This window comes from Chryseobacterium cucumeris (genome assembly GCF_001593385.1).
Classification (GTDB): domain Bacteria; phylum Bacteroidota; class Bacteroidia; order Flavobacteriales; family Weeksellaceae; genus Chryseobacterium; species Chryseobacterium cucumeris.
Window position 1 is genome coordinate 611,415 of sequence record NZ_LUVZ01000012.1, and the last position, 26,019, is coordinate 637,433.

Annotated in this window: 23 protein-coding genes and 4 tRNA genes; 9 read left to right on the forward strand and 18 right to left on the reverse strand. The window is 35.5% G+C overall.

The window, feature by feature from the left end:
- Positions 1-21 precede the first annotated feature (21 nt).
- On the forward strand, positions 22-2,280 hold the full coding sequence (locus A1704_RS11615; protein ID WP_062673509.1) for a T9SS type A sorting domain-containing protein: 2,259 nt from the start codon (positions 22-24) through the stop codon (positions 2,278-2,280).
- Between the two features lie 165 nt (positions 2,281-2,445).
- On the opposite strand, the gene A1704_RS11620 is transcribed toward A1704_RS11615, so the two are convergent.
- The 10 genes from A1704_RS11620 to A1704_RS11670 all read right to left on the reverse strand — a co-directional run bounded on the left by A1704_RS11620 (position 2,446) and on the right by A1704_RS11670 (position 9,893).
- A complete protein-coding gene (locus A1704_RS11620; RefSeq protein ID WP_082798770.1) occupies positions 2,446-3,234 on the reverse strand; it encodes a T9SS type A sorting domain-containing protein in 789 nt (262 codons plus the stop codon).
- 224 nt (positions 3,235-3,458) lie between these two features.
- Entirely contained in the window at positions 3,459-4,232 is a 774-nt protein-coding gene (locus A1704_RS11625) for a T9SS type A sorting domain-containing protein (RefSeq protein WP_082798771.1), read from the reverse strand.
- A 297-nt stretch (positions 4,233-4,529) separates the two neighbouring features.
- Positions 4,530-4,601: transfer RNA gene (locus tag A1704_RS11630), tRNA-Glu, on the reverse strand.
- Positions 4,602-4,665: 64 nt separating this feature from the next.
- Positions 4,666-4,737 (reverse strand) — tRNA-Glu (locus A1704_RS11635).
- A gap of 82 nt (positions 4,738-4,819) precedes the next feature.
- A tRNA-Glu gene (locus tag A1704_RS11640) sits at positions 4,820-4,891 on the reverse strand.
- A gap of 10 nt (positions 4,892-4,901) precedes the next feature.
- Positions 4,902-5,156, reverse strand: a complete 255-nt coding sequence (rpsT, locus tag A1704_RS11645; protein ID WP_002983073.1) for a 30S ribosomal protein S20 — start codon at positions 5,154-5,156, stop codon at positions 4,902-4,904.
- 66 nt (positions 5,157-5,222) lie between these two features.
- Positions 5,223-5,543: a hypothetical protein gene (locus A1704_RS11650; protein WP_034694584.1), complete on the reverse strand. Its 321-nt coding sequence runs from the start codon at positions 5,541-5,543 to the stop codon at positions 5,223-5,225.
- A gap of 447 nt (positions 5,544-5,990) precedes the next feature.
- Positions 5,991-8,042: a DNA/RNA non-specific endonuclease gene (locus tag A1704_RS11660; protein ID WP_062673517.1), complete on the reverse strand. Its 2,052-nt coding sequence runs from the start codon at positions 8,040-8,042 to the stop codon at positions 5,991-5,993.
- Between the two features lie 429 nt (positions 8,043-8,471).
- Positions 8,472-8,546 (reverse strand) — tRNA-Glu (locus tag A1704_RS11665).
- A 60-nt stretch (positions 8,547-8,606) separates the two neighbouring features.
- Positions 8,607-9,893 carry an N-acetylmuramoyl-L-alanine amidase family protein gene (locus tag A1704_RS11670; protein ID WP_174525196.1) on the reverse strand — a complete coding sequence of 429 codons (1,287 nt, stop codon included), beginning with the start codon at positions 9,891-9,893 and terminating at the stop codon, positions 8,607-8,609.
- 53 nt (positions 9,894-9,946) lie between these two features.
- On the opposite strand from A1704_RS11670, the gene A1704_RS11675 reads away from it, so the two are divergent.
- From A1704_RS11675 to A1704_RS11685, 3 genes are all read left to right on the forward strand, one after another.
- Positions 9,947-12,532: a putative LPS assembly protein LptD gene (locus A1704_RS11675; RefSeq protein ID WP_062673519.1), complete on the forward strand. Its 2,586-nt coding sequence runs from the start codon at positions 9,947-9,949 to the stop codon at positions 12,530-12,532.
- A 144-nt stretch (positions 12,533-12,676) separates the two neighbouring features.
- A complete protein-coding gene (locus A1704_RS11680; RefSeq protein WP_062673521.1) occupies positions 12,677-13,057 on the forward strand; it encodes a RidA family protein in 381 nt (126 codons plus the stop codon).
- The gene (locus A1704_RS11685; RefSeq protein ID WP_062673523.1) at positions 13,057-13,512 is read left to right on the forward strand and encodes a hypothetical protein; all 456 of its coding nucleotides are present in this window, start codon (positions 13,057-13,059) and stop codon (positions 13,510-13,512) included. The genes A1704_RS11680 and A1704_RS11685 overlap by 1 nt, the downstream gene beginning before the upstream one ends.
- A gap of 64 nt (positions 13,513-13,576) precedes the next feature.
- Here A1704_RS11685 and A1704_RS11690 read toward each other — a convergent pair whose 3' ends face one another.
- Positions 13,577-14,146: a GNAT family N-acetyltransferase gene (locus A1704_RS11690; RefSeq protein ID WP_062673525.1), complete on the reverse strand. Its 570-nt coding sequence runs from the start codon at positions 14,144-14,146 to the stop codon at positions 13,577-13,579.
- Between the two features lie 166 nt (positions 14,147-14,312).
- The gene (locus A1704_RS11695; protein WP_062673528.1) at positions 14,313-15,839 is read right to left on the reverse strand and encodes a trypsin-like peptidase domain-containing protein; all 1,527 of its coding nucleotides are present in this window, start codon (positions 15,837-15,839) and stop codon (positions 14,313-14,315) included.
- Between the two features lie 340 nt (positions 15,840-16,179).
- Between A1704_RS11695 and trhO the strand changes: the two genes are divergently transcribed.
- The 4 genes from trhO to A1704_RS11715 are packed head-to-tail and all read left to right on the forward strand — an operon-like array spanning position 16,180 to position 19,655.
- Positions 16,180-17,541, forward strand: a complete 1,362-nt coding sequence (trhO, locus tag A1704_RS11700) for an oxygen-dependent tRNA uridine(34) hydroxylase TrhO (protein WP_062673530.1) — start codon at positions 16,180-16,182, stop codon at positions 17,539-17,541.
- A gap of 58 nt (positions 17,542-17,599) precedes the next feature.
- The gene (locus tag A1704_RS11705; protein WP_062673532.1) at positions 17,600-18,844 is read left to right on the forward strand and encodes a peptidase U32 family protein; all 1,245 of its coding nucleotides are present in this window, start codon (positions 17,600-17,602) and stop codon (positions 18,842-18,844) included.
- Positions 18,844-19,074, forward strand: a complete 231-nt coding sequence (locus A1704_RS11710) for a ferredoxin (protein ID WP_062673534.1) — start codon at positions 18,844-18,846, stop codon at positions 19,072-19,074. The genes A1704_RS11705 and A1704_RS11710 overlap by 1 nt, the downstream gene beginning before the upstream one ends.
- A gap of 5 nt (positions 19,075-19,079) precedes the next feature.
- Complete coding sequence (locus A1704_RS11715) at positions 19,080-19,655, forward strand: 5-formyltetrahydrofolate cyclo-ligase (RefSeq protein WP_062673537.1); 576 nt, start codon at positions 19,080-19,082, stop codon at positions 19,653-19,655.
- On the opposite strand, the gene A1704_RS11720 is transcribed toward A1704_RS11715, so the two are convergent.
- Positions 19,604-20,185, reverse strand: coding sequence for a hypothetical protein (locus tag A1704_RS11720; RefSeq protein ID WP_062673539.1), 582 nt, complete (start codon positions 20,183-20,185; stop codon positions 19,604-19,606). The genes A1704_RS11715 and A1704_RS11720 overlap by 52 nt on opposite strands.
- Positions 20,169-21,350, reverse strand: a complete 1,182-nt coding sequence (locus A1704_RS11725) for a hypothetical protein (RefSeq protein ID WP_062673541.1) — start codon at positions 21,348-21,350, stop codon at positions 20,169-20,171. Before A1704_RS11725 ends, A1704_RS11720 begins: the two co-directional genes overlap by 17 nt.
- Before the next feature lie 183 nt (positions 21,351-21,533).
- On the opposite strand from A1704_RS11725, the gene A1704_RS11730 reads away from it, so the two are divergent.
- The gene (locus A1704_RS11730; protein WP_034694620.1) at positions 21,534-21,863 is read left to right on the forward strand and encodes a hypothetical protein; all 330 of its coding nucleotides are present in this window, start codon (positions 21,534-21,536) and stop codon (positions 21,861-21,863) included.
- A 122-nt stretch (positions 21,864-21,985) separates the two neighbouring features.
- Here A1704_RS11730 and A1704_RS11735 read toward each other — a convergent pair whose 3' ends face one another.
- From A1704_RS11735 to rmuC, 4 genes are all read right to left on the reverse strand, one after another.
- On the reverse strand, positions 21,986-22,753 hold the full coding sequence (locus tag A1704_RS11735; protein ID WP_062673543.1) for a TrmH family RNA methyltransferase: 768 nt from the start codon (positions 22,751-22,753) through the stop codon (positions 21,986-21,988).
- A 20-nt stretch (positions 22,754-22,773) separates the two neighbouring features.
- Complete coding sequence (locus A1704_RS11740; RefSeq protein WP_062673545.1) at positions 22,774-23,565, reverse strand: CPBP family intramembrane glutamic endopeptidase; 792 nt, start codon at positions 23,563-23,565, stop codon at positions 22,774-22,776.
- 90 nt (positions 23,566-23,655) lie between these two features.
- Complete coding sequence (locus A1704_RS11745) at positions 23,656-24,495, reverse strand: LytTR family DNA-binding domain-containing protein (RefSeq protein ID WP_062673547.1); 840 nt, start codon at positions 24,493-24,495, stop codon at positions 23,656-23,658.
- Positions 24,496-24,506: 11 nt separating this feature from the next.
- Positions 24,507-26,012: a DNA recombination protein RmuC gene (gene rmuC / locus A1704_RS11750; protein WP_062673549.1), complete on the reverse strand. Its 1,506-nt coding sequence runs from the start codon at positions 26,010-26,012 to the stop codon at positions 24,507-24,509.
- Positions 26,013-26,019: the final 7 nt, after the last annotated feature.

Genomic DNA, 26,019 nt, shown 5'->3' on the forward strand with positions numbered 1-26,019 from the left:
ATCTATTTAAATTAATAAAAAATGAAAAAGTTTTATCTTTTTATGATGCTTTTTCTGTTCGCATGCGTATCGAATGCACAGATAAAAGTTCAGGGTGTACCCAGAAATGATATTTCAGGGATCAGCAAGCTTAATACCACTACCATTAGTTTTTCTGATATTCAGTATTGGGTAGGATCAGGAACCAATCAGGCTGCTTTTGTAGTACAGTGGAATGACAGTAAGAATCCTGATGCCATGGTCTGGGGATTCAAATGGAACGGGAATGCTACTGGAGAAGATATGCTGAAAGCTATTGCTAAAGCAGATCATAGATTATACACTTTGTTGTATCAGGGAACACAGTTTGGATCAGCAGTTGGAGGAATTGGATTTGATCTGAACGGTCAGGGAACTAATGCACTGATCAAAAGCGGAAATACCACTTATCCTTTATATCCGGTAAATGGTTTTGTGAATACAACTGCTTATGATTTTGACAGCTACACGATTGTAGATGCGGCTAATGATCACTGGCAGTCCGGATGGACGGTTAACGGGTATTGGTCATATTGGGTAAAGAATCCTGCAGATGCTGATTTCGGGTATTCCAGTGTTGGAGCTTCTTCACGTGTATTGGAAAACGGTTCCTGGGATGTCTGGAATTTCAACGTAGGATTTAATCAAACTCCGGTTTCTTCCACTATTACTCCTGTTTCTCCGTATGTTGCTTCCAATAACTTTACCAATGGATATTTCATGGTAAATGAAGAATGGTACGGACACACCAACGGTTCTGTAAACTTCATTGATAATAACGGCCAGATTAATTACCGTGTCTACAGTAATGCAAACAATAATCAGGCTTTCGGTGCAACTACACAATACGGAACGATCTATGGTGATAAATTCTATTTCGTTTCAAAACAAGCTGCTGATGGAGGAGATACTCAATATACTCCTGGAGGTAGATTGGTCGTAGCCAATGCGCAGACCATGCAGAAACTTGCCGGTTTCAATAATATCGGAGGTGGTGATGGTAGATCATTTGTCGGAGTAAATGAACATAAAGGATATATCGGAACTTCCACTGGAATTGTTACTTTTAATATTGATAATTTACAGGTAGGTTCTCTAATTACCGGTACAGGTGGAAACGGGCAGATCGGAAATATGATCCGTACTTCACAATATGTTTTTGCTGTTAAGCAAGGAGTAGGAATTTTAGTGATTAATCCTAATACTGATACGATTGTGAGTACTGTTGCCGGAGGTTTCTATTCAGTTACTCAGGCTAAAGACGGAAGCGTATGGGGAATTCAGGATCAGAAGCTGATCAGCATCAATCCTACCACTTTTGCAACACAAGCTTACAATATCCCAACTACAAAGTATATCGGAGACTGGGGCGCATGGAATGCCGGAAGATTCACAGCAAGTAATAAAGAGAATGCTTTATACTGGATCAATTCAATAAGCAGCTGGAGCTCAGGAACACAGATCGTAAGATTCGATGTAACTACGAAAACATTTAATGAAAATTTTGCTGCCATTCCTGGACAAACAGGTCAGTTTAAACAAATTCCGTACGGAGCAGCTCTTCGTGTAAACCCTGTTACCGGAGAATTGGTTCTGAATACCACAGAAAGCGGATATGGTGCACACTACCAGAAAAACTGGATTCATACGTATGATATGACCGGTTCGCTTATCAATACAAAAACACTTAATGACTATTATTGGTTCCCTTCATTGACGGTATTTACCAACAATTCAGTTCCTGTTGTTAGTAGTGTTTTCCCTTCACAGGTTACTGCCGGAAACACAACAACAATTGATCTGAAAGCAATCGTTTCTGATGCTGATAATTTGGCTGTGTCAGTAGTAAAGTCAATCAAATCAAACAGCAATCCTACAACAGTTTCTGCTGTAATTAATGATAATGATGAGCTGGTTTTGACGCCGCTTGTTTCAGGTACATCTGACATTGTGATCAGTTTTAACTCAAATGGTAAGCTTGTGGAAAAAACACTTACAGTAAACAGTACAGCTTCCACTTTGGCAACCGCTGAGGTGAAGAAACTTGAATTTGGTATTTATCCAAATCCGGTTACTGATATTCTTACTATTAAAACCAAGGAGAAAATCCAAAATGTTTCTATTTATGATGCATCAGGAAGAATTGTTAATGCTCAGTTGAACAACGGACAGATCAATGTAAGCGCACTTCCAAAAGGTATTTATATTTTAAAAGCTACGACGGATAAAGCCGTTTATCAGCAAAAATTAATTAAAAACTAATAAGAGTTTAGATCGTAATCTTGTTAAATAAACCTCTGGTCAATGTTGATCAGAGGTTTTTATTTGTCCTTCAGTATGATTTTATATGGGATAGGTTCATTAATGGGATATAAAAACCCGGCAAGCTTGGAAAGCTTGCCGGGTTCGTTCTCTTATGTATCTTTTTTATTTGATAATCACTTTTTTAGAGTATGTTTTTCCTTCTTTTGTCTGAAGTTTCATAATATATACTCCCTGTGGTTGTTTGGTTTCAAAAGAATTGGATGTCAGTTTAGAACGGAATACTTCTTTTCCTGAAGTATTGGTAAGAGTAACCTCTGAACCTTCAGCAGAAACATTTTTATCCAGAGTAAATTGTCCATCCTTGCTATGAGCCATGAAATTGATGAAAGGATCTTTGTATTGGTAAGCATAGTATACTCTAAGCTCTCCACCAATATTCAATAATCCTGAGTTAACATTAATTTTGATACGGTCAAAAGGAATGTTCATGGTCATCTCAATTTCACCTTTGCTTGGATCGCCCGCTCCAAGATTGATCAGTTTTGTAGCAAGACTTGTGTAATCATTATTGGAAACATCTCCATTAAATGTTTCAATAGATACTCCGCCCAATAGCTGTGCAGATAGAGGAGTTCCATTTGAACCTATCGCAAGAACAAGTTTATTGGTATTGTTCGCAATATTGGTTGTAGGGAAAATCAATGTCTGTTCTGTTCTTGCAAGAAGACCCACTGAAACCTGTAAAGTAGAGTAGTCATTCTCGTTGCTTCCTACAGCATTTTGAGGATTTAATACACCACAACCCAGGCATACTCCAAGAACCTGATTGGTTTGGCTGCTTGCATAAGTTTTTACAATTTGTGCAGAAGACATTGCGCTTGTTAAAAATAGGAATGATGCCAGGATTGCAGCTTTCATTGTGCGTTGGCCAAATAATAAATAAGTTTTCATATGTAGAAAAATTTTGGGTTTTAGCTTTTTTGTAAATTTATAAATAAAATGATTATGTTGATTATTTTATTTCATAATTATGTGATTTGTTAATAATTTATTGATATTTGTAATTATGGATTTAATTTTATTTACTAATTACAGGTTGTATTTGTCTGAGAATGAATGAAAAAAATACGGCAGCTTTAAAAGTCTACCGTATTTCTTGTATCGCTTATTGAATATTATTTGATTAAAATTTTTCTGGAATACGTTTTCCCTTCTTTGGTTTGTATATTCATAATATAAACACCCTCCGGTTGTTTTGACTCAAATGTATTTGATCTCAATGTGGAACGGAATACTTCTTTTCCCGAAGTGTTGAACAAAGTAATTTCCGAACCGTCTAGAGGAACATTCCCGCCAAGAATAATCTGGCCGTTTTGACTATGAGCCATAATGTTCATTAAGGGATCCTGGTAAGCGTAATAGATTCTGAAGCCACCACCAAGGCTGAGAACGCCACCTGTTAATCCGATTCTTATCCCATCATAAGGTTTTGTAGGTTTGAATTCTACCGTACCTCTGTTAGGAGTTGCACCCAGTTTAAGAAGACTTACATCAATTGTTCTTCGGTCGTCATTAGAAGTGCCTCCATTCATGGTTTCAAGCGTTACTCCGCTTAATAACTGTACTGATAATGGGATATTATCTGTTCCGATTCCTACTACCAGCCTAGTATCTGATCTCAGATCTGGGAAAATCAACGTTTGCTGGATTCCTCCCAATAGTACTGTGCCCAATACCATTGTTGAATAGTCGTCTTCATTGTCTCCTACTGCATTAAGCGGATTATCTATACGACATCCAAGGCAGGCTACACCGAATACCCCTGAGCTTTGTGCATGGGCATAAATTCTGTTTTGTGCCAATGACATGGCGCTGGCAGAAAATAAAAATAAAGCCATCAATCCGGCTTTTAAAGAAGAAGAACTTCCCGAAAATAAATTGAATTTCATGTTATATATTTTAGAATGAATAGTTTTATTCAAATTTAAGGATTAATGAAAGAAGTATGAAATAATATTTCCATTATTGGTGATATTTTTAATGAAATTTAATATACTTCACTGGCTGTGATGAATGACATAAGAAGTTTTGTCGGTGAGATATGTTGACTGAAAAAAACGTTTTCGCTCGATAGAGTAGGTGTAATAACTATAGAAAGCTTAAACCTGTTGATTCTTTTGGGAAGAAATTGCTGAAATAGTAATGTATATAGAAACGAAAAAAGGACTTTCGAAAAAGTCCTTTTGTAGCCCGTAGGGGAATCGAACCCCTCTTACCAGAATGAAAATCTGAGGTCCTAACCGATAGACGAACGGGCCCTCTATCTTCCATTACCGAAGTAATGTGTTAGCTTTTTGTTTTTATAAGTATCAACTCTTATTGTAGCCCGTAGGGGAATCGAACCCCTCTTACCAGAATGAAAATCTGAGGTCCTAACCGATAGACGAACGGGCCGGTTAGATTTATTTTAATATAGCTTTTTCTACAGTTATCTTTATAAAACCACCGTTGTTACAGTGGTCTTATAAGATGTAAGTAGCCCGTAGGGGAATCGAACCCCTCTTACCAGAATGAAAATCTGAGGTCCTAACCGATAGACGAACGGGCCAGCTATATTGTTACGCTAATTTATTAACGTGCTTTGTTAATTTGCTTTTCAAGTTAGCTGCTTTGTTTTTGTGGATAATGTTTTTCTTAGCTAATTTATCCAATAAAGCGATAACTTTTGGCAATTGTTCTGTAGCAGCAGCTTTGTTCTCTTCATTTCTTAAAGCTTTTAAAGCTGTTCTAGCAGTCTTGTGGTAATATCTGTTACGAAGTCTTCTAGTTTCGTTTTGTCTGATTCTCTTTAGTGCTGATTTATGATTTGCCATATCGTTTAAATGTGAGTGCAAAACTATAAACTTTTTTTTAAACTACCAAATTTATTTTTAAAAATTTTAATTTTCTTCTGATAGGTACTTTCTCAGTTTATTTATTGCTTGTTCTATTTTTAAATTTTCTTGTTCTTTCTCTATTTTTTTGATCGTATTTCCCAGCATGATCAGTGCATTATTCCATTCTCCAGTGGTATTGGTGAAAGTAAGTTCGTCAATTGTTACTTCAAAAGCAACCCTTTCTCCAGTCCTGTAAAGTCTGAAACTGATTTTATCATCTCTGCCTGTAATCCCGCCTTCATTGATTTGTAAATCATAACTTTTTGGGTTAGAGTGGATTTTCTTAAAAAGCAATTTCGCTTCTTGTATTTTTAAATCCGGCATGATATAAAATTTGATAGTCTGTAGAAAACTACAAACAATGATTTATCAATAATATTTTTCATCAGTGTTACCATATTGGTAGAACCAACTATGGATAAATTTTTTGCAAATATAATGCTTTTGTGACATATAACATAAATGGAATGCTTTTTTCAAATAAAAGTCCCGGTCTTTTCAGGATAATGACAGTAATTATCAGACTTTCAGTGTTCTGAAATTTGGGTGTTCCTTCATGAATATAAGTATCAAAATTTGAAAAGTTTTTCATCGCTATTAATGATTATAAATATTTCTGAACGAAGGCTTGGTGTTGAAAATCAATACCCTGAAATTTATTTTAAATAATAAAGAAGGGCAATTAATTGTCCTTCTTTATTGTTCTCCAAAAAAGTTTGATGTTCAAAATTTTCACATTAAAAGTAGCTTTTTTAAGCCATTAAAGGAAATTTATAATTTTATATCATCTTTCCCTGTAATTTCAATAATTTGTAGAGTCTCGCGAAGATCAACTCTGTTTAAAGGATCAAATTCATTGTAATCATTAAAAGCAATACCCGTAAGATCTGCAATTTTTTGTAATGGAACCTGATAAGTCTTAAATTGCCCAAAACCATCTTCTCTGATTCCTTCTTTATTCCTAAAATCTTCAATGTTATCTGGTTGTTTTAACATATAACCACTTACGGAAGGTGTTCCATCTGCTTTTATCATCACGGCCACTTTCCAAAATTGTAATGGCAGCAAAACACCTCTGTATGGAATGTCATCTTCACTAAATACAGGACCTGTAAAAACAGAAACTTTAATATCTTCCCGTCCCGCACTATCCAATATATAGTTTTCAAGACTTAACCAGGTCTTTTGGTTCAGGTCTTTATGTTGCGGAGTAGAATTTGAAAAATGAAAAGTATCATCATTTGCAGCAGCTGCATTTGGCCCCCAAACAGGATCCAATCTCCTAACCATATGTCCGCGATCCAGATCATTATCTGCATACACGGCTGGACCTGTTTGATATTTCTCGTCCATTCTTGGATCAATTATCCATTTTGTATTTTCTCTTTTTATAGGATCAAGTCTATTGCCATCGATATTGACTGCTGTCATCATACATAGCTTTCGGCTCTTATGGATGGCTATCGAAAAATTAAAATAATGCAGAAGACTTTTATTGGTCTCTGTAGGGTTTAATAATGGTGCTAAATTTTTACCTTGAGATTTTAATAAGTCCTCGATGTCAATTTTGAAATTATCTGAGCTTACAAAGTTTGCGTCATATCCGTTTCTGCCCTTGTAATTTGGGTTTGTTGCTTTTTCTATAAAGAAAGATTGCTCCTTAGCATCCTGGTTAGTGGGAATACTGTCTGTTGTATTTTGTAAAGCCAAGTTGTCTGCAAGACCTATACCTATTGTAATTTCAACTGGTACGTTAAGTGTAATTTTGTTGCTCATTTCATTTAATTTTTTATTGTCAGATAGAGGTTGATGGAGATTTTGTTCTGTTAAGATCTGTACATCAGAATTTGAATTTGAATTATTGAATATTTCTTCAACCAGATTATTGGAGAATTTTGCCCGTATACTGTTTATGTTGTTTTTAACATTTTGCAGAATGGAACTAATTCTGACGCCTTCATTGGCAATCCAGTCTATAAGATTCTCATCCATGTTTTCTTGAAATACGGTTCCGTCCTTACATAAATAATTACCTTGCTCGTCCTTTCGGGGGACTCCGCTATGATGCAGTGCAACAACCTGCCACTGATCATTATAAACAGGTGCGCCGGAAGAGCCCGGTGCCGTGTCTGTAAAATAGGTTATAAAGTCTTCTGTTTTAGCAATTAACTGGTTTTCCCTAATAGCAATCTGTTTATATTGTCCTGAAGGATGTTGTATAATTGACACGTATTCTGAAACGAGTGCTTTATTCGGGTCTTCACTAAGCTTTAAAAATCCAAAATGATAGAGCGGTTTAATTTTGCTTTTAGAATCGGGATTTACATAGACAATTGTAAAGTCTAATCTTTCATTTGTATAAAAGAATTTACTCACATTAAAAGTGAATATCTGGCTTACTGTAGGCTCGCCAAACTGGTCGTATTGAAAATTGAATTCAGCCAGACTATTTTGGGCATCGTGCTCGTTGGCAAATACATGATTGTTTGTGAGCAAGAGATTGGGAGATATTAAAAAACCAGTTCCAAAACCTATGTTATCACCACTTATATTCTTTATGTGAATTCTGCATACAGGATTTGATGCTAAAAAACCCAATTGTAAATAATTTATACTCATTAAATCATTTTTCTTCAAGATTCTTTCCCTTGCAAGATTGAAAGGTTCAAAGCGATTTGAAACAAGATGATCTAATCTTTCGTTAATAATAACTTTCTCACTTAACCATGTTGGTGATTCAATTGTTGCTTTAGCATGAGGAAGACTCAATTTTGAAAATCTTTTTTCAGTCTCTGCTATGAATTTTAGATTGGATAGTTTCATATGTTTTTAATTAGTTTTTACGACTGTATATATGAATGTCAATTCTCTACTCCTATACTTAATTTGATGCTCAATTTTTACAACGGTGTTCAGTTTGTACAATAATTAGATTATGCATGAGTACAAATTTCAGTTATAATCAGAATCATTTCAATTACCCTTTTTCGTGATTTTGAGTTTTTATTTGCTCAAAATGGTTTTTGAAATGAGAAATGTAATATGGGGCCATCAAAGTTTGCTTTTGTGGATATTGGAAAAAAATGAAACTATTGCCCTAAAGAATCTTTAAAAGGGATGAAGAAAGATTATGGAATTCGCCCTGTACAAAGTGTGTACAAGAGTCCTTTTAAAACTTGTGGAGATTCCGTTGAATTTTGGAATAAAAAAATCCCTGAACATTGCATTGATCAGGGATTGAGTGATGTAGTTTGGTAGCCTATAGGGGAATCGAACCCCTGTTGCAAGAATGAAAATCTTGAGTCCTGACCACTAGACGAATAGGCCAAATTTTGAGGTTGCAAAAGTAGGAATTAACTTTTAAACTTCAAAATTATTTTTTTTGATTTATTTGTAGACCTTTTGTATCACGGTATTTTTGATACCTTTAGCTTCAAGTTCCTTTTGAAGTTTTACAGCATCTTCCAATGTGTATACTTTTCCGTAGGTGTAGTAAAATACACCATTGTCCTTATTTCGTTCCACATCTTTTAAATTCTGAAGAATATAAGAATTACCATTCAGTTTATCACCTGCATATACTTCAATCGTATAATATCCCATGCTGATTCTCTGATTCGGCATAAATCCTACAGCAAATGCATTTCTGAAACCTGCATCTTTCGCTGTTTTAAGATTAATATCTTTTACCGAAGCCATATTGGTTACAGCATAGTAATATTTGTACTGCCCGTTTTCTTTAAGCGTAAGAATATAGTTCAGGCCTTTCAGGGCAGGATCATTTTCATTGTATTTCGTAGGAGAACTCATTAATAGAATTCTGAAATCATTTTTCAAAGGAACCTCTGCAGGTTTTTCTGGCTCTGGTTTTCTTGTTGCAATAGAACCGCCGGATTTTCTGTCAATCGCCTTTTTATAATCAATAATAGCATTGTAGATACTTTCTGCAATTTCAGTCTGTCCTTTGTCTGAGGCGATGTAGTGGCTTTCCTCAGGATGATTGATGAACCCTGTTTCTATCAGTACGGATGGCATGGCATTCATACGGAGAACGTGAAGGTTTTTCTGAAATACACCTCTTGATGATCTTTTATCTTTATTCACAAAATTATCTTCTACCAATCCTCCCAAAAGAAGACTTGATTCGAGATATTTACTTTGCTGAAGTTTCAGAGCAATTAATGACTCCGGTGAGTCCGGATTGTAAGAACCAAAGATCTGCTTATCTTTTTCATCCAGGAAGATCACGTCATTTTCCCTTTTGGCTACTTCCAGGTTTTCATTATTCTGGTTAGGTCCCTGTACATATGTTTCTGTTCCATACGCTGTAGGTCTCTGGGAAGAGTTACAGTGAATGGATACAAAAAGATCTGCTTTGCTCCTGTTAGCCAGATTGGTTCTGTCAGACAGAGAAGGGTATTCGTCAATTTTACGGGTATATATTACTTTGAAATCTCTGTTTTTCTCTAACATGGCACCTACTTTTAAGGTAATGGCAAGTGTAATGTCTTTTTCTGCGACTCTTCCAATGTCGGAATATGTCCTGTTGGCTCCATGATCACTTCCTCCGTGTCCCGCATCCAGAACGATAGTAAACTTCTTTTGAGAGAAAATAAAGTTGCTGGTTAGGATAAGGAGAAATGATAAAATTATTTTAAAATTTTGTTTGTGCATCTTACAGTTATAAAAATTATATTAATTTTGGGCCTTAATTATATAGTATAAAATTGGCCAAAACCGTCTTCAAAAATATATTACAAATTTTAATTATCCTAATTTTTAACAATTTTTTAGCACAGAAAACTCCTGAAAAATTGCCTAAAAATGCGGTTAATGATACTATTTCCAAAAAGGATACCATAGTTGTAAAAAAAGAACCTTTAAATGATGTTCTTCGTACAAAAGCAGATGATCAGAGAAGAGATGTCCCTAAAAAGATGACATTCCTGAACAAAAATGCTCAGGTAAAATATCAGGATATGCAGATTGATGCAGATTATATCTCTATTGATGATAACAAAAATCTGATCTATGCGCGAGGAAAACAGGATTCTTTAGGGAAAATTGTAGAACCTGTAATTACGACGCAGGCCGGGAAAAAATACGAAACCAATGAGTTCAGCTATAATACAAAAACAAAACAGGCCATTGCCTTCAATGCAAGAACAGAAGAAAGTGAAGGCGTAATTATAGCTCAGAAGACTAAAAAATATAATGATTCCGTATTTGCAATGAGAAAAGCGGATTATACAACGGATGATTATTTTATCAAGAAAAAAGATACGGCAGCAGATTATTTTATGAGAGCTTATAATATTAAGCTGATTAAAACCAAAACAAAATCCCAGATCGTTACAGGTCCTATTCAGATGTTTATTGAGCAGGTGCCTACACCACTTTACCTTCCATTTGCTATTTTACCTTTTTCAGATAAAAGAGCTGCAGGTATTCTGATTCCGAGTTTCGGGGAAAGGGAAGATGTAGGTTTCTTCCTGAACGGGATAGGATATTACCAACCCATTGGAGAGCACTTCGACCTTAAAGTTTTAGCAGATATTTATACAAAAGGAAGCTGGAACTTACGCCCTCAGGTGAATTACCAGAAAAAATACCGTTACTCAGGAAACTTTACTGCAGATATTGGTACCATGGTAAGAGGAATTAAAGGTTTGGATGATTATACTAAAAACAGTACCTACAGAATCAACTGGACACACTCGCAGGATTCTAAAGCCAACCCTTTCCTTACATTCAGTGCTTCTGTAGATATTGTAAGTACCAAGTTCTATAATAACCCGTTGAATAACAATTACATTTTCAATCAGAATGTATTGAATACCCAGCAGAACTCTACGGTAACCCTTACCAAAAGATTCCTGAAACTGCCGATGACGATTACAGGAACGGCTTCCTATTCCCAGAACTTTGCCACAGGATTGGCAGATCTTCGTCTTCCACAGATGAACGTGGCCATCAATCAGTTCTATTTATTTAAATCAAAAACAGGAATCAGACAAGGGCTTCTTGAAAATATTACGGTAAATACCGGCTTCAACCTTACCAATTTCGTAAACACTCAGGAGAATGAGTTGTTTAAAAAAGAAATGTGGGATAAAATGCAGACAGGACTTAAAAACAATATCGCATTAGCAACCAATACAACATTGGCAAAATATTTCACTTTCAGTTTAAGTGCCAATATCGACAATGCTTTGACAACAAAAACGTTGAACAGATATTATGATCCGGTAAAAAATGTAACGGTTGACGAAATCAATAAAAACTTTACAGGATACTCTACTTTCTCTACTTCTGCCAGTCTTCAGACCACACTTTTCGGAATGATGAAATTCAAAAAAGGATCTACGGTAGAAGCGGTGAGACATATGATGACTCCAAGTTTGAGCTTTACTTATTCACCAGACTTTTCAAGTCCTAACTTCGGATATTACAGAAACTATTATAATGCAAACGGAGCGTTGACGCCATATTCTATTTTTGAAAAAGGAATTATCGGAAGCCCGTCAAGTGGAATGCAGGGAGCCTTAGGTTTCAATATTGGTAACAATATTGAGATGAAAGTAAAGTCTAAGAGTGATTCTACAGGGGTAAAGAAAATCAAAATTTTTGAATCTTTAAACCTTGCAGGAAGCTACAACTTTGCCGCTAAAGATCATCCCTGGTCTGTATTTTCAATCAACGGACAATCTTCATTTTTCAATAATAAACTGACAGTAAATACCAGCCTTGCACTGGAACCTTATAAAATTGAGTTCTTACCAGGACAGGATACAGGAATCAGAACAGAGCAGTTCGGACACTTCAGTGTACAGGGGTTCAACGTTCAGTTATCTTATCCTTTAAGCAGCGAGATCTTTGGAGAAAAAACAGATTATGCTAAAAAGTATTCCTCGAAGGGAGAAGTCCGAAATGAAAATTACTATTTTGATGATGATCATTATGCTCATTTTGATCAGGCATGGACTTTAAATATCAGTGCCAATTATGCGTACTCTAAAGGCTTGAGCAGGTTTGGTAATAAAATTGCATCCCTAGGTTTGGATGGAAGTATCAAACTAACTCCTTACTGGAATATCAACGGAAGTACGCATTATGACATGGTGACTAAAGAATTGGCATATACAAGAATTGGTTTTTCAAGAGATCAGCGAAGTTTTACCATCAATTTCAACTGGGTTCCGTTTGGTCAGTATAAAGTGTATGACTTCTTTATCGGTATCAAAGCCAATATTTTAAGTGATGCATTGAAGTACAAAGACAGAAGCTTTACCCAGCCTAATGCACCTTTCTAATATCAGATTGGCATTTGACAATATAAATTTTATATTTGCAAGCAAAATAAATTCTAATGAAAATCACTGTTGGCAGAATTCAAATACCAACAAATATTGCAGATAGTGATTGCATATAACCATAGAAAAAAATAAATATCCGCTATGAAACAAATAATCAACACAGTTAATGCACCTGCAGCTATCGGACCTTATTCACAAGCTAATATTGCCAACGGAGTTTTGTATATCTCCGGACAGATTCCTGTAGATCCTGCAACTGGTAAATTGGTAGAAGGTATTGAAAAGGAAACGCACCAGGTAATGAAAAACCTTGAAGCGATTCTTACTGAAGCCGGCATGACTTTCAAAAATGTTGTAAAAGCTACTATCTTCCTTAAGAGTATGGATGATTTTGCTGTAATGAATGATATCTATGCATCTTACTTAGATTCAGAAAGCTATCCAGCTCGTGAAACAGTACAGGTTTCATGTTTGCCTAAAAATGTGGATATCGAAATTTCTATGATTGCACATCAGGATTAATGAACTTTATAAGAAATACAATTGCGGTTTTGATAGGTCTTGGTATTACAGGACTTATTATTACTCTTGGTATAAGGGCTTTTCCGCAATGGGTAACTTTTGAGGCTTTTGCTCCGTTTGAGCATTGGCAAAGGTTTCTTTTCAGCATGAAAGATGATAAGGCGTTTTTCGGCTTCCTTTTGTTTATTTCCGGATTAGGGACTACAATCGGGGGAGTGGCAACCGCTATCATTGTTAAATATGCTAAAGTAGCCTATGCTATTCTGATTGGCTTTATTATGCTTTTTATTGCTATGCTGGATGTTATTATTTTTCCATATCATCCTACGTTTTATAAGATTTCCATTTTCCTTACGTTCTTTCCGTTTTCCTGGATTGGAGGTAAGATTGTAGAAGTTATCTACGAAAGAAATAAAAAGAAAAGTATCGCTGACAAAATGAATAAGTCTAAATAAATAATAAAAAAACGCTGCAGATTCTGCAGCGTTTTTTGTTGAAAAGAGTTAGTAGATTTCCATATTAAACATATTTCAAAAAATAAAGGGGATAATCCAGCTCAAAGGTTTCATGGAAAATGGTAAATCCATTTTGTTGATAGAAGGTTCTGTTTTCTAATGTTGTTGTTTCAACATATATGAGTTCGTTCTCATATTTACTCATAGATTCTTTTAAAAGTTTTGTTCCAATTCCTTTTCCCTGTTCACCAGGAACTACAGCCATTAACCATAAATGAACAAATTTTTCTTCCGGATGAAATTTTGCTAAGAGTTTTTCTCGTTGTAAAACTTTAAAGATATTTTCAATTCCAATACAATTGAACAGCAATTTTATTTCAAGCCAGATTTTTTTTAAACTGATCGGGAATTTGTCTAAGTATAAAATGCACGCTTTGTGATCGTCGCTGAGAAATATGCTTCCATTTAGCATTGATAAATCAAATTGAAACTCCATTAATGCTTTCAATCTCTTATATCTGTTGCCAGAATTCTTTATGACAAAATTGATAGGATTAGGAATAAGAACATTTATGAAAGCCTGGCATAAAATAGTAACGACTTTTTCTCTATCCTCATAGGTAGCTTTTTTCATGCACTTTTGTTTTTTCAAATATATAAAAAATAGAAGTGTGTTAATCAGTGTTTTATATGGCTTGTGTTAGTTTCTGCATTTGGCTTAGTTAACGTATTTTTTTCATAAAAAAACCATTCTTAAGCAAGAATGGTTAAATTTTTAATGTGAAATCAAAGAAATTCAATTAAGGCATTTTGAATCCTTTGGTATAAATTCTTCCGTAATCATCTACGAATTTTACCTGTACATTCCCCTGATATTTCTCAAGGATCTTTTCTACATCTTTCTGTGAATTGACCGGTTTACCATTGACTTCAATGATGATGTAGTTATCTACGATTCCGATTTTAGCCATTTCACTGCCCTCAGAAACGTTTTTAGCTACTACACCACTGTTCAGTCCGTATTCTGTTTTGAAACGCTCTGTAAGAGGGTCAAATTCAGCTCCGATTTTTTCAGTTACGGTAAGATCTGCTTTTGTTCTGGTAGAAGTACCTCCTTTTTGGTCTCTCAGTGTGACAGTAGTAGTGCCTTCTTTACCATTTCTTGAATACGTTACCTGAACTTTATCACCAGGACGTTTGCTTCCGATAGACATGGAAAGATCGGCAAAATCTGTGATGTCGTAGTTGTCTACTTTAGTGATTACATCTCCTTTTTTCAATCCTGCATCTTCAGCACCGCTGTTTTCACCAAATCCTGTAACATAAATTCCTGAACCTACTTTCAGATTTGTTTTAAACTGCTTGTTGTAAGATGCTACTAACTGATCATTTGAAAGATCTAAAGACTGAACTCCAAGGAATCCTCTCTGTACAATTCCGAATTTCTTGATATCCTCAACAATTTTTCTCGCCAGGTTAGAAGGAACGGCAAATCCGTATCCCTGGTAATATCCTGTGGTAGACTGAATCGCAGAATTGATCCCGATAAGTTCTCCATTGGTATTTACCAAAGCACCTCCTGAGTTACCCGGGTTAATAGCAGCATCCGTCTGGATGAAGCTTTCAATAGGGTTCGCGGCTTTTCCCTGGCTTCCCAGGATTCCGATACCTCTTCCTTTAGCAGAAACAATACCTGCTGTTACCGTAGAGTTTAATCCTAATGGATTTCCTACTGCAAGAACCCATTGTCCTACATCAATATTGTCAGAATTCGCAAAATTCAGATAAGGAAGCCCTTTTTCTTCAATCTTTAATAAAGAGATATCTGTATTAGGGTCTGTTCCTACCAATGTTGCGATATATGATTTCTTGTTGCTTAGTACAACTTCCAGCTTATTGGCACCTGCTACCACGTGGTTGTTGGAAATGATATAACCGTCCGGAGAGATGATTACCCCTGAACCCATTCCCGATGGCATATTATCAGGAACCTGCTGCTTTTGTCTCTGCTGGCCTCTTCCACCGAAAGGATCTCCGAAGAAAAAGTCAAACAAATCCTGCTCTGAAGCTCTGCTTGATGTTCTGCTTTGATAATTTTTAATAGTTACTACAGCGGGAACGGTTGTTTTAGCCGCCTTTACAAAATCATCACCTACTGCTCCCGTATTCATTCCTGCGAATGAAGTATTGGGTGCTGCTGTTGTGAAATAAGATTGATCTCCATTGTTGGAGCCGTGTCCGAAATATTGTAAAGCTCCAACGGTAGTAGCTCCGGAAAGGACTCCAACTACTGCAAATGGTAATAGTTTTTTTAAAGTACTCTTCATTGTATATCTTTCTTGTTTATTAATTAATTTTCTTTTTATGTTTTTGAGTAAACAAATTTAATGTTAAATAAGTAAGCAATTAGTATGCTATGTTTCAATTTTAACTAAAATTTAACGGCTATTATATGATTTTGTGCCTTATGTCATAATTGTTAATGTCACAGTTAACAAAACTTAAAAAAAAATTAAAGAAAATATGGCAGACTTATCATACATAGTGATCTGATTTTCATTGCTGGCAGGTTACTGATTATTGTTCGTGATTGGTGTCATAAATATACTTAATTCTAAAATGATTATCTTTGCAAAAATTTTTATTCTCACTTAAAACGTTTATAGCATGCAACTGTATAACACCTTAAGCGCAGAAGAAAGAGCTCAACTTATTGATGAAGCCGGTAAAGACCGTCTTACCTTGTCTTTCTATGCGTATGCCAAAATCGAAGACCCCAAAAAATTTCGCGACGAACTATTTATAGCCTGGAATGCCCTTGATGCTCTTGGCCGTATTTATGTTGCTACAGAAGGAATTAATGCTCAGATGAGTGTTCCTGCAGATCAGTTTGAGGCTTTTCGTGATACGCTCGAAGTTTATGACTTCATGAAAGGAATCCGTTTGAATGTAGCGGTAGACCAGGACAATTACTCATTTTTAAAATTAACCATAAAAGTCAGAAGCAAAATTGTTGCTGACGGTTTGAATGACGAAACTTTTGATGTGACCAATAAAGGAATTCACTTAAAAGCTCAGGAATTCAATAATATGCTGGAAGATCCCAATACCATTGTTGTAGATTTCAGAAATCACTACGAAAGTGAAGTAGGGCATTTTGAAGGTGCCATTACTCCGGATGTGGAAAATTTCAGAGAAAGTTTACCCATCATCAATGAACAGCTACAGGATTTTAAAGAAGATAAAAACCTGTTGATGTACTGTACCGGAGGAATCCGTTGTGAAAAAGCCAGTGCGTACTTCAAACACCAGGGTTTCAAAAATGTTTATCAATTGGAAGGAGGTATCATTGAATATACACGCCAGATCAAAGAAGAAGGAATAAAAAGTAAATTCATTGGTAAAAACTTTGTATTTGACCACCGACTAGGGGAGAGAATTACAGATGATATTATTGCACAATGCCACCAGTGTGGAAAACCTTGTGATAATCATACCAATTGTGCCAATGATGCCTGTCATTTGTTGTTTATCCAATGCGACGACTGTAAAGCTGCGATGGAAAACTGCTGTTCTACGGAATGTCTGGAGACCATTCATTTGCCGTGGGATGAACAGGTGAAACTGAGAAAGGGATTACAGGTTGGAAATAAAGTATTCAGAAAAGGAAAATCAGATGCCCTGAAATTTAAAAACTCAGGAGATTTAACTGATAAGCCTTTAGCAAAAGCTGAGACAAAAAATATCCGTCAGAAGATTGCTGTTAAAAAAGAATTGATTGGAAAGGCAGAACATTACTACTCAAAATCAAAGATTGCACAGTTTTTAATTGAACATAAGGATTTATCAGTGGGTGATAAAGTATTGATCTCAGGTCCTACAACGGGAGAGCAGGAAGTCACCATTACTGAAATCTATGCTAACGGAGGGCCTTGTGAAACGGCAAACATTGGAGATCAGATTACTTTTGCGCTGCCATTCAGAGTTCGTTTGTCTGATAAATTGTACAGAATTGTGCAAAATGCATAATTCATAGCTGTCAATACAATTATTTCTGTTTTAACAACTTAATAATTCCAGACTTGAAATGACAAAAAGCGGAAAAATAGAACTGATGTCTCCTGCAGGAGATTTCATATCACTTCAGGCAGCTATAGATAACGGTGCAGATTCTGTCTATTTTGGTGTTGAACAACTCAACATGCGTGCAAGAGCAACAATGAACTTCACCATTAATGATCTGCCGGAAATCGTCAGAAGATGTGCTGAAAAAGGAGTAAGAACGTATCTGACCCTTAACACCATCATCTATGATCATGATCTTTCTATCGTCAGAACACTTTTAGATAAAGCGAAGGAGGTCGGTCTTACAGCAGTGATTGCAATGGACCAGGCTGTAATTTCTTATGCAAGGCAAATTGGTATGGAGGTGCATATTTCCACCCAGATTAATATAACCAATATTGAAACCTTAAAATTCTATGCTCTTTTTGCTGATACCATGGTGATGAGCCGTGAATTAAGTATCAGCCAGATCAAAAAAATCTGTACTCAGATTGAAAAAGATCAGGTAAAAGGACCTTCCGGTCATCTTGTTGAAGTGGAGATTTTCGGGCATGGTGCCTTATGTATGGCAGTATCCGGGAAATGTTATCTGAGCCTGCATTCCCATAATTCTTCAGCAAACAGAGGGGCCTGTAAACAGAACTGCCGGAAAAAATATACTGTGATTGATCAGGAGTCAGGTTTTGAAATTGAACTTGATAACGAATATATGATGTCTCCCAAAGACCTTTGTACGATTGGTTTCCTGAATCAGATTGTGGATGCCGGTGTGAAAGTCTTGAAGATAGAAGGAAGAGGAAGGGCTCCTGAATATGTAGCAACAGTTACAAAATGTTATAGAGAAGCAATTGACAGTATTGCCGAAGGAACGTTTTCTCAGGAAAAAGTGGATGAATGGATGAAACTTCTGGAGACCGTATACAACAGAGGCTTCTGGAGTGGATATTATCTTGGCCAGGAGCTGGGTGACTGGTCTTCAAACTCCGGTTCCAGTGCAACACAAAAGAAAGTCTATATTGGAAAAGGAAGGCATTTTTATCCGAAATCCAATATCGCAGAATTTGTGGTTGAGGCCTATGATATTTCTGTAGGAGACAGTGTCCTTATACAGGGACCCACTACAGGATCACAGGAAATGGTCATTGAAAGTATGATCGTTGATGAGAAGGCTGGGGCAGACAAGGCAACAAAGTCTGATGTGATTACTTTCCCTACGAAGTTCCGTGTACGGCCAAGTGACAAATTATATAAAATTGTTAAAGCGTAATGGTCATTGCTACACTTCAGAGAGATAAATGTATTGGTTGTAATTACTGTGTCGAATTTGCTCCGGAATATTTTAGAATGTCTAAAAAAGATGGTAAATCAGTATTGCTTAAGACGATTGATAAAAAAGGCTTCTACACGTTAAAAACACCAGACCACGAAGCGTTTGAATATTTGGAGAGAGCCGCCAACGCCTGTCCTGTGAAAATTATTTCTGTAAGAATTACTTGATCATTATGCTGAAAGCTGAGCTTAGAAAAAAATATACCCAAAAAAGGAAAGCCTTGTCTCCAGATGAGGCTTTTCTATTATCTGAGAAGATTTTTGAAAATTTCATTCAATATTTTAAGCCAAAAGAATCAGAAAAAGTACACGTTTTTATCCCGATTCCGGCAAGGAAAGAAATTGATACCCAAATCTTCATTCAATATTTTTTAGCGCACAACATCCGTGTTTATGTTCCTAAAATTGTTGGGGATAAGCTTATTAATATTGAGATTTCTGAAGATACTGTTTTTGAAACCAACAATTTGGGGATCTCAGAACCTGTTTCCAATGAAGATTCTGGCGAAAAATACTTTCATTATGTGATTACGCCTTTGTTGTATTGCGACAAAAAAGGGAATAGAGTAGGCTATGGTAAAGGATTTTATGATAGCTTGTTTCAAAGTATATCTGAGGAGACCAAAAAAATCGGAGTCAATTACTTTGACCCCGATGAATATGTGGATGATGTCTGGGAAAACGATATTCCCCTGGACTATTTGGTTACTGCTACTGAAGTGCTGTCTTTCTTAAGCGGTTTGGAATAAAAATCTAAAAAGTAAAATTTAAATTCTTTTTTAAGTTTGGAAGTTGAAAGCAGAATATACTGTGCATTCTTTTCAAAGCTCCCTAAAGACTTATTTTTATTATCAAAGTATTCCACATTGAACTTGGCGTAGTCTAATGTATCTTTTTTATAAAATTCTTTATAGACATTCAGGTTACTCACTTTAGCTGTTTTTGCTTTCATGCTGTCCAGTTCTTTCAGCAGCCTTTTAAACGTCAGAGAATCCGGTTTGTGGAAATAGCTTTCCATTTGTGAATAAATCACGGTATCTATTTCTGTATTTCTGTTTCCGCTGAGATATAAGGTAGACAGATCAAGAAGCTCCTGAACTTTCTGCTTGGTGATGGAATTAATCGCCTGCATACTATCCATCTGTACGGCAGGATAGCTTTTTTCATTGTTGCTGTTTCGTAGTTTATCGAGGTCGCTCACCTCTGATGTTTTATTATTACATGCAATAAATAAAGTCAGAAGCACGGTGAAAATTAAAAAATTACTTATTCTTTTCATCTGTGGTAGCAATTTTAAATTTGATGGATACAATTTTACCTTTGGTATCCTTTTTCATTTCTATTACATTCAGGTTTTTCAGAGAGGTCGTTGGAGTCGTTACCAGCGTGATATACTTCTGCTTATCCAGTCTTTCAATGCCATAAGTATCATTATCATATACCTGATAAATTACTGCATTGTTGCTGATCAGGTTTTCAAGCTGATTTCTTTTTTGCTTGATAAGAGCAACCTGCTCATCCGGATTTCCTCCTTTGATGTCTTTTATAGAGAAATAATAGACAGCCATCTTATAATCATCCGGCTTTAGTTCTATTTTTTCTTCTTCAGGGGCATTTTCAAGATTTCTGTTCACTTCCAGAGGCTCATAGAAAGGAGCACTGATTCGCATTTTTAAATTTTTATCCTTGGTAGAATAATAAAAACATTCGCCTGGTTTTATTTTATACATCAACGGAGATTCATTTTCCTTCACTACCATTATTTCTAAAGTATTGATCACAGAAACACCTCTGTCCTTATCAATGAAACAATATTTATAAGTTTTTGAAAAAAGTACATCTTTAAAACCTAAAAGACCGGTAATCGTAATCAAAACTGAAGTAACAAGTGCCCAGGCATTCTTTTTGAAGAAATTTTTCTTAGGCGGAACATCTGAAATTTCTATCTCATTTGTTATTGATTTGTTTTGTGTAATTTGTTGATTTTCAGTATTCGATTTTTGTAAATCAGTATTTTCTGGGGTCCTGATTTCAACTTTTTTAGGTTGAAGTTCAATTTTTGGAAGTTCAGGAGCTTCAGAAACTGTTTTTTCAAGTTCTTCGAGATCTTCGTCTTCAAAATTTTCATTTTCCTGAAGTAATTCACCCGCAAAAAGATGCTGTTTCTTGAAATCGTACCATGAGTTGTAACCCGCATAAATGCTCAATAAATTGAGCATGTCTATTCTTGGTAGTTTAGTAACCGGTGAAGTTTTAAAATAAGTGTAAAATGACTTTTCACTGATGTTTCCTTTCGCTTTTTTTCGAAGGTCTTCCTGAAAATATATAATATCTATACCCTTCCACTTGGATATGTCATCCTGCGAAGGGGTATATTCTTTTAAGTATTGACCCTGAACATCCTTTTTTAGCTGTTCAAAGTGTAATAGATCTAAATCTGTCAATTTTTCAAAAAATAATTAAATTGTTGATTATCAGCTATGTTTTTTTGTAAAACTATTTTACAAAGGTATTACAATTATTTTTCATAGACAAATTTTCTAACTGCTCTACCTTTGTCTTGTTCAAATAACAGAACAGAAGAAAATTTTATAAAACAATATTAACAAAATTAAATTTAATTTATTATGAAAAAGTCATTATTCGTAGCTGCTATCGCTGCAATCTCTCTAGTTGCTTGTAAAAAAACTGAAGCTACTGCTACTGAAGGTACAACTGATTCTGCTGCTGCTACTGTAGCTGATTCTGCTGCTGTAGTTTCTGATTCAGCTGCTAAAGTTGTTGATTCTGCTGCAACTACTGCTGTAGAAGCTACTAAAGATGCTGCTGCTGCTACTACTGCTGCTGGTGCTGAAGTTGCTAAAGATGCTGCTAAAGGTGCTGCTGACGCTGCTAAAGGTGCTGCTGATGCTGCTAAAGGAGCTGCTGATGCTGCTAAAGATGCTGCTAAGAAATAATTCTAGCATACGCTTAACAATAAAAGAACCGTTTCACCCAGTGAAACGGTTTTTTTATGCTTAGTCATTGCGAGCTAAAGGCGAAGCAATCTCTTTCATATCAAAATCAGATCAGGAATAGCTTATCCCTTCTTCTGTTTCAAAGATTCATAGCAGGTAATAGCTACTGCATTACTCAGGTTTAAAGAATCAATACTTCCTGCCATCGGAATTAAAGTGTTTTTTCCTTTTCCAATCCAGAAATCACTCAATCCGGAATGTTCCGTCCCGAATAATACGGCAGAACGCTGTCTGAAATCTCTCTTATAAAGGTCTTCAGCACTTTCGTCCATCAGCGTAGTGTAGATATTGAAACTGTTTTTCTGCAGGAATTCCAATGTTTCCGTATTTTCAGCCTGATAGACTTCCATTCCGAACAGGCATCCTACACTGGATCTGATCACATTAGGGTTGTAGAAATCGGTTTTCCCGTCAGCAACAATCAGGGCATCAATACCAAATGCCTCACAGCTTCTTAAAATAGCGCCAAGATTTCCCGGTTTTTCTACACCTTCAACAATAATTACCGTAGAATCTTTTTTAGGAACAAATGATGAAAGTGAATTTTCTTTGATATGGTAAATGCCGATAATTCCTTCGGAACTTCCTCTGTAAGCGATTTTTTCATATACCTTCTCACTTACATAATGGATTTTTCCATCGGGAAGAGTTCCTTTAAAGATATTTTCAGAGATAAAGAACTCCAGCGGCTCAAAATCATACTGTATGGCTCTTTCATTTTCCTGCTGTCCTTCTACTACAAAAACTTTTGATTTTTTACGAAACCTGTTGTCAGTAAGAAGCTTAGTGACATTTTTTATTTTATCGTTTTGAAAACTTTCTATCAACATGCTGCAAAATTATGCAAAATTTATGATTGAACTTCTCTGGTTTTAATAAAAAGGTTTTTCCAAGTCATCTCCATTGGAATTTTATTTTTTCTATTATAATAGATAATGACTAAGATCAAGACGACAATGGATAACAATTTATAGAGGTTTCCATAGAAATTTCCGGAAACGTTTTCCGAAATATTAAAAATTTCCCAGTACAAATTCATAAAAAAATGAAGGAAAATGGCGGTCCATAAGTTATACTCTGATTCAAAATATGCCCAGGCAAAGAATATTGACCCTAAAAATGTAATGGTAAATATTTCGGCAAGTTCTATTAAGTTTTGGCTTTGATACAAATGTACCTGTGCAAAAAGTAAAGATCCTGATAATGCGGATGATAAAAATCCAAGTCGTGTAAATCTGTATAGTATTCCAATAAGAAAAGCCCTGAAAATAATCTCTTCAAAAAATGCTGATGAAAGAGTATTGATAAACAAAGATTCAAAATTTATTTTTGAGATTGGTTTAAAATGAATCAGGTATCCAATGAGCATAGGAGTAGTTCCTGTAAGTGCTAACACAAATCCTTTGATAATGGGTTTGTTTAATGAGAACAGATCAAGGATATTTCTTTGAGGTAACAGAATTTTTAACGTGACTATCAATGGAATTAATGTTACCGAATAAGCAATTATATGGGCTATTGCTTTACTGTGAAACAGATATTTTGAGAAAGTCTGTATGGTTTTAAAAAAGAGAGAATCGAAGAAATAATAGGCTGTAAACCCTAGAATAAAGATGGAAAAGAAGCGGATGTTTTTACTCATGTCTGTTAATTTTGAGCAAAAATGTAGCTTTAAATCAATGCTTTCAAGTTAATGTGATCAATGACAAAGAATAGTGACGAATGACAAAAATTATGAATGCTGCTGTTGCAATTGAGGAATAACTGAAGGAATAAAACTTCTTGAAACAGGAATTTCAAAATCGATTTCGGGAAGAACTAATTTATAACCCTGAGCATTTCCTTTGAGTTTCTTTACCTTTCCAAGATTGACAATATAAGAACGGTGGCATTTTTTGACAGAACTTGTTTCGATTTGTTGTAAAACATTGGTTAAACTTATTCTGATCAATGCTTTTTTTAAGCTGTTGTTTTCTAAAAAGTAAAATGTACAATAGTTTTCCATAGACTGAACGCAAAGAAAATCTTTTTTATTCATGACAAGCTCGGTATTCTGGGCTGATATTTTTAACAGATTTTGTCGTTGTGCAGGAGGCGAAACGGGAAGGTGTTGAGAAATGTCGTGGGCTTTCTTTTCATGAATAGTCTTTAAATAGATATACCGTGATAAAATATAGATGATAGAAATAGGAATTCCGATAGCCAAAGTATACAGGAACATATAAAAGTAATTGACTATATCCAGTTTTACATGGCTCAAGAATAATGAATTGTAAAAGTAGGATAGAATAGAACCCGTACATAGAATGAAAGTTATTTTTAAGAGTTCCGAACCAATATTCCAGTTGCTGAAACGGGAAGTTATAAGATTAGCCATTAAAAATGCAGTTCCAAAGATTATGCAATAGGGAAAAAGTAATACAAATTTATAGGGATGCTGAAAGTTTTCCGTACCAAAAGGCTGAAAAATAATCAGAAACAAATAAACAGCAGCTCCTGCTCCCAGTGAAGAAACAAAAATTTCTTTGAAAGATTCGGAATTGGGGTATGGATGTGCTGTAAATGAAAACATAAAATCCAGATTTAGCTTTCTGATGTTTCAATAAAATTGCCGTTGTCAATAAGACTTTGTGGCAGCTCTTTTTTATTTTTAATGCCTAATGATTTTAATTTCTGAGTCTGGATCACCAGGTTGTCATTTCCGGTATGAAGCTGTTTGTAGGCATCATTGAATACGTTTTTCGCCTGATCCAGATTTCTGCCTACTTTTTCCAGGTTTTCTACAAAACCTACGAATTTGTCATAAAGTCTGGCTCCTCGATCAGCAATTTCAATAGAATTTCGGTTTTGATATTCGCGTTTCCAAAGATCGGCAATCAGCTTAAGAGAAGTGATCAGATTGCTTGGATTAAGCAGAAGGATTCTTCTTTCATAGGCATAGTTCCAAAGGTTCTGGTCTGCCTGCATTGCCGCAATATAAGCCGGTTCACTCGGAATAAACATCATCACAAAATCCAGTGATTTACCGTAATCATCGTATGCTTTTTGACTGAGTTGATTAATATGGTTTTTGATAGATCCAAGGTGTTGGCTCAGTTTTATGGCGTAAACATCAGCATCATTTTCGTCAACCAATTCTGTGAAAGCAGTCAGAGATACTTTAGAATCAATGATGACATTTCTTTCATCCGGGTATTTTACAACAGCATCAGGACGCATTTTCTTTCCGGAGAATTCAGAAAATAAAGCTTTATTGTCTTCATCGCGCAATTCATGTTCGAGAAAATATTCTCTTCCTTTTACCAATCCTGATTTTTCAAGAATACTTTCCAGAATCATCTCGCCCCAGTTTCCCTGAGTTTTGCTTTCTCCTTTCAGGGCACGGGTTAGTTTTTTGGCATCTTCGGAAATCTGCTGGTTCAGTTCTGCCAGTTCTTTCACCTTTTCTGCAAGGGAGAAACGTTCTTTATTTTCCTTTTCGTAAGCTTCGTTGACTCTATTTTTTAAATCCGCGATTTTCTCCTGAAAAGGTTCAAGGATATTTTTTAAGTTATTTTGATTCAAGGTAGTAAACTTTTCAGTTTTTTCTTCTAAAATTTTATTGGCAAGATTTTCAAACTGAAGTTTAGAATCTTCCTGAATTTTAACAATTTCTTCTTTCTGGGTGTCAAGAGATTGTTGAAGACCTTCATTTTTGGCAGAAAGTTCAGAGTTTTTAGCATAAAGAGTCTGTTTTTCAAGAATGTGAGTTTCTATCTGAGAAGTCTGTCTCTGATTGATTTGTTTTAACTCCTGAAACTGAAGATTTAAGGATGAATATTCGGCAGAGATTTTAGAAAATTCATTTTTAAGGTCATCCAATAGATCCTGCTGCAGCATATTGGCTTCTTTCTCTTTACTGATGATTTGATTAAGCTCCTGAATTTTCTGGTTTGAATTTTCAAGATCAGATTGGGTTTTAATGGATAAAGTGTTCAGTACATCATAAGAACTTCTTGAAACCATTGATGATTTCAGTACAAAATATAGTATAACAGCGCCCAGTACACCACCGGCAATCAATCCAATAATTAAATATATCATCTCCATCTTCCAA

What these genes read in the sequence shown, in the direction of transcription:
- A1704_RS11615 (WP_062673509.1), top strand. Translation starts at nt 22, where the DNA reads ATGAAAAAGTTTTATCTTTTTATGATGCTTTTTCTGTTCGCATGCGTA.
- A1704_RS11620 (WP_082798770.1), bottom strand. Translation starts at nt 3,234, where the DNA reads ATGAAAACTTATTTATTATTTGGCCAACGCACAATGAAAGCTGCAATC.
- A1704_RS11625 (WP_082798771.1), bottom strand. Translation starts at nt 4,232, where the DNA reads ATGAAATTCAATTTATTTTCGGGAAGTTCTTCTTCTTTAAAAGCCGGA.
- rpsT (WP_002983073.1), bottom strand. Translation starts at nt 5,156, where the DNA reads ATGGCAAATCATAAATCAGCACTAAAGAGAATCAGACAAAACGAAACT.
- A1704_RS11650 (WP_034694584.1), bottom strand. Translation starts at nt 5,543, where the DNA reads ATGCCGGATTTAAAAATACAAGAAGCGAAATTGCTTTTTAAGAAAATC.
- A1704_RS11660 (WP_062673517.1), bottom strand. Translation starts at nt 8,042, where the DNA reads ATGAAACTATCCAATCTAAAATTCATAGCAGAGACTGAAAAAAGATTT.
- A1704_RS11670 (WP_174525196.1), bottom strand. Translation starts at nt 9,893, where the DNA reads ATGCACAAACAAAATTTTAAAATAATTTTATCATTTCTCCTTATCCTA.
- A1704_RS11680 (WP_062673521.1), top strand. Translation starts at nt 12,677, where the DNA reads ATGAAACAAATAATCAACACAGTTAATGCACCTGCAGCTATCGGACCT.
- A1704_RS11685 (WP_062673523.1), top strand. Translation starts at nt 13,057, where the DNA reads ATGAACTTTATAAGAAATACAATTGCGGTTTTGATAGGTCTTGGTATT.
- A1704_RS11690 (WP_062673525.1), bottom strand. Translation starts at nt 14,146, where the DNA reads ATGAAAAAAGCTACCTATGAGGATAGAGAAAAAGTCGTTACTATTTTA.
- A1704_RS11695 (WP_062673528.1), bottom strand. Translation starts at nt 15,839, where the DNA reads ATGAAGAGTACTTTAAAAAAACTATTACCATTTGCAGTAGTTGGAGTC.
- trhO (WP_062673530.1), top strand. Translation starts at nt 16,180, where the DNA reads ATGCAACTGTATAACACCTTAAGCGCAGAAGAAAGAGCTCAACTTATT.
- A1704_RS11705 (WP_062673532.1), top strand. Translation starts at nt 17,600, where the DNA reads ATGACAAAAAGCGGAAAAATAGAACTGATGTCTCCTGCAGGAGATTTC.
- A1704_RS11710 (WP_062673534.1), top strand. Translation starts at nt 18,844, where the DNA reads ATGGTCATTGCTACACTTCAGAGAGATAAATGTATTGGTTGTAATTAC.
- A1704_RS11715 (WP_062673537.1), top strand. Translation starts at nt 19,080, where the DNA reads ATGCTGAAAGCTGAGCTTAGAAAAAAATATACCCAAAAAAGGAAAGCC.
- A1704_RS11720 (WP_062673539.1), bottom strand. Translation starts at nt 20,185, where the DNA reads ATGAAAAGAATAAGTAATTTTTTAATTTTCACCGTGCTTCTGACTTTA.
- A1704_RS11730 (WP_034694620.1), top strand. Translation starts at nt 21,534, where the DNA reads ATGAAAAAGTCATTATTCGTAGCTGCTATCGCTGCAATCTCTCTAGTT.
- A1704_RS11735 (WP_062673543.1), bottom strand. Translation starts at nt 22,753, where the DNA reads ATGTTGATAGAAAGTTTTCAAAACGATAAAATAAAAAATGTCACTAAG.
- A1704_RS11740 (WP_062673545.1), bottom strand. Translation starts at nt 23,565, where the DNA reads ATGAGTAAAAACATCCGCTTCTTTTCCATCTTTATTCTAGGGTTTACA.
- A1704_RS11745 (WP_062673547.1), bottom strand. Translation starts at nt 24,495, where the DNA reads ATGTTTTCATTTACAGCACATCCATACCCCAATTCCGAATCTTTCAAA.
- rmuC (WP_062673549.1), bottom strand. Translation starts at nt 26,012, where the DNA reads ATGGAGATGATATATTTAATTATTGGATTGATTGCCGGTGGTGTACTG.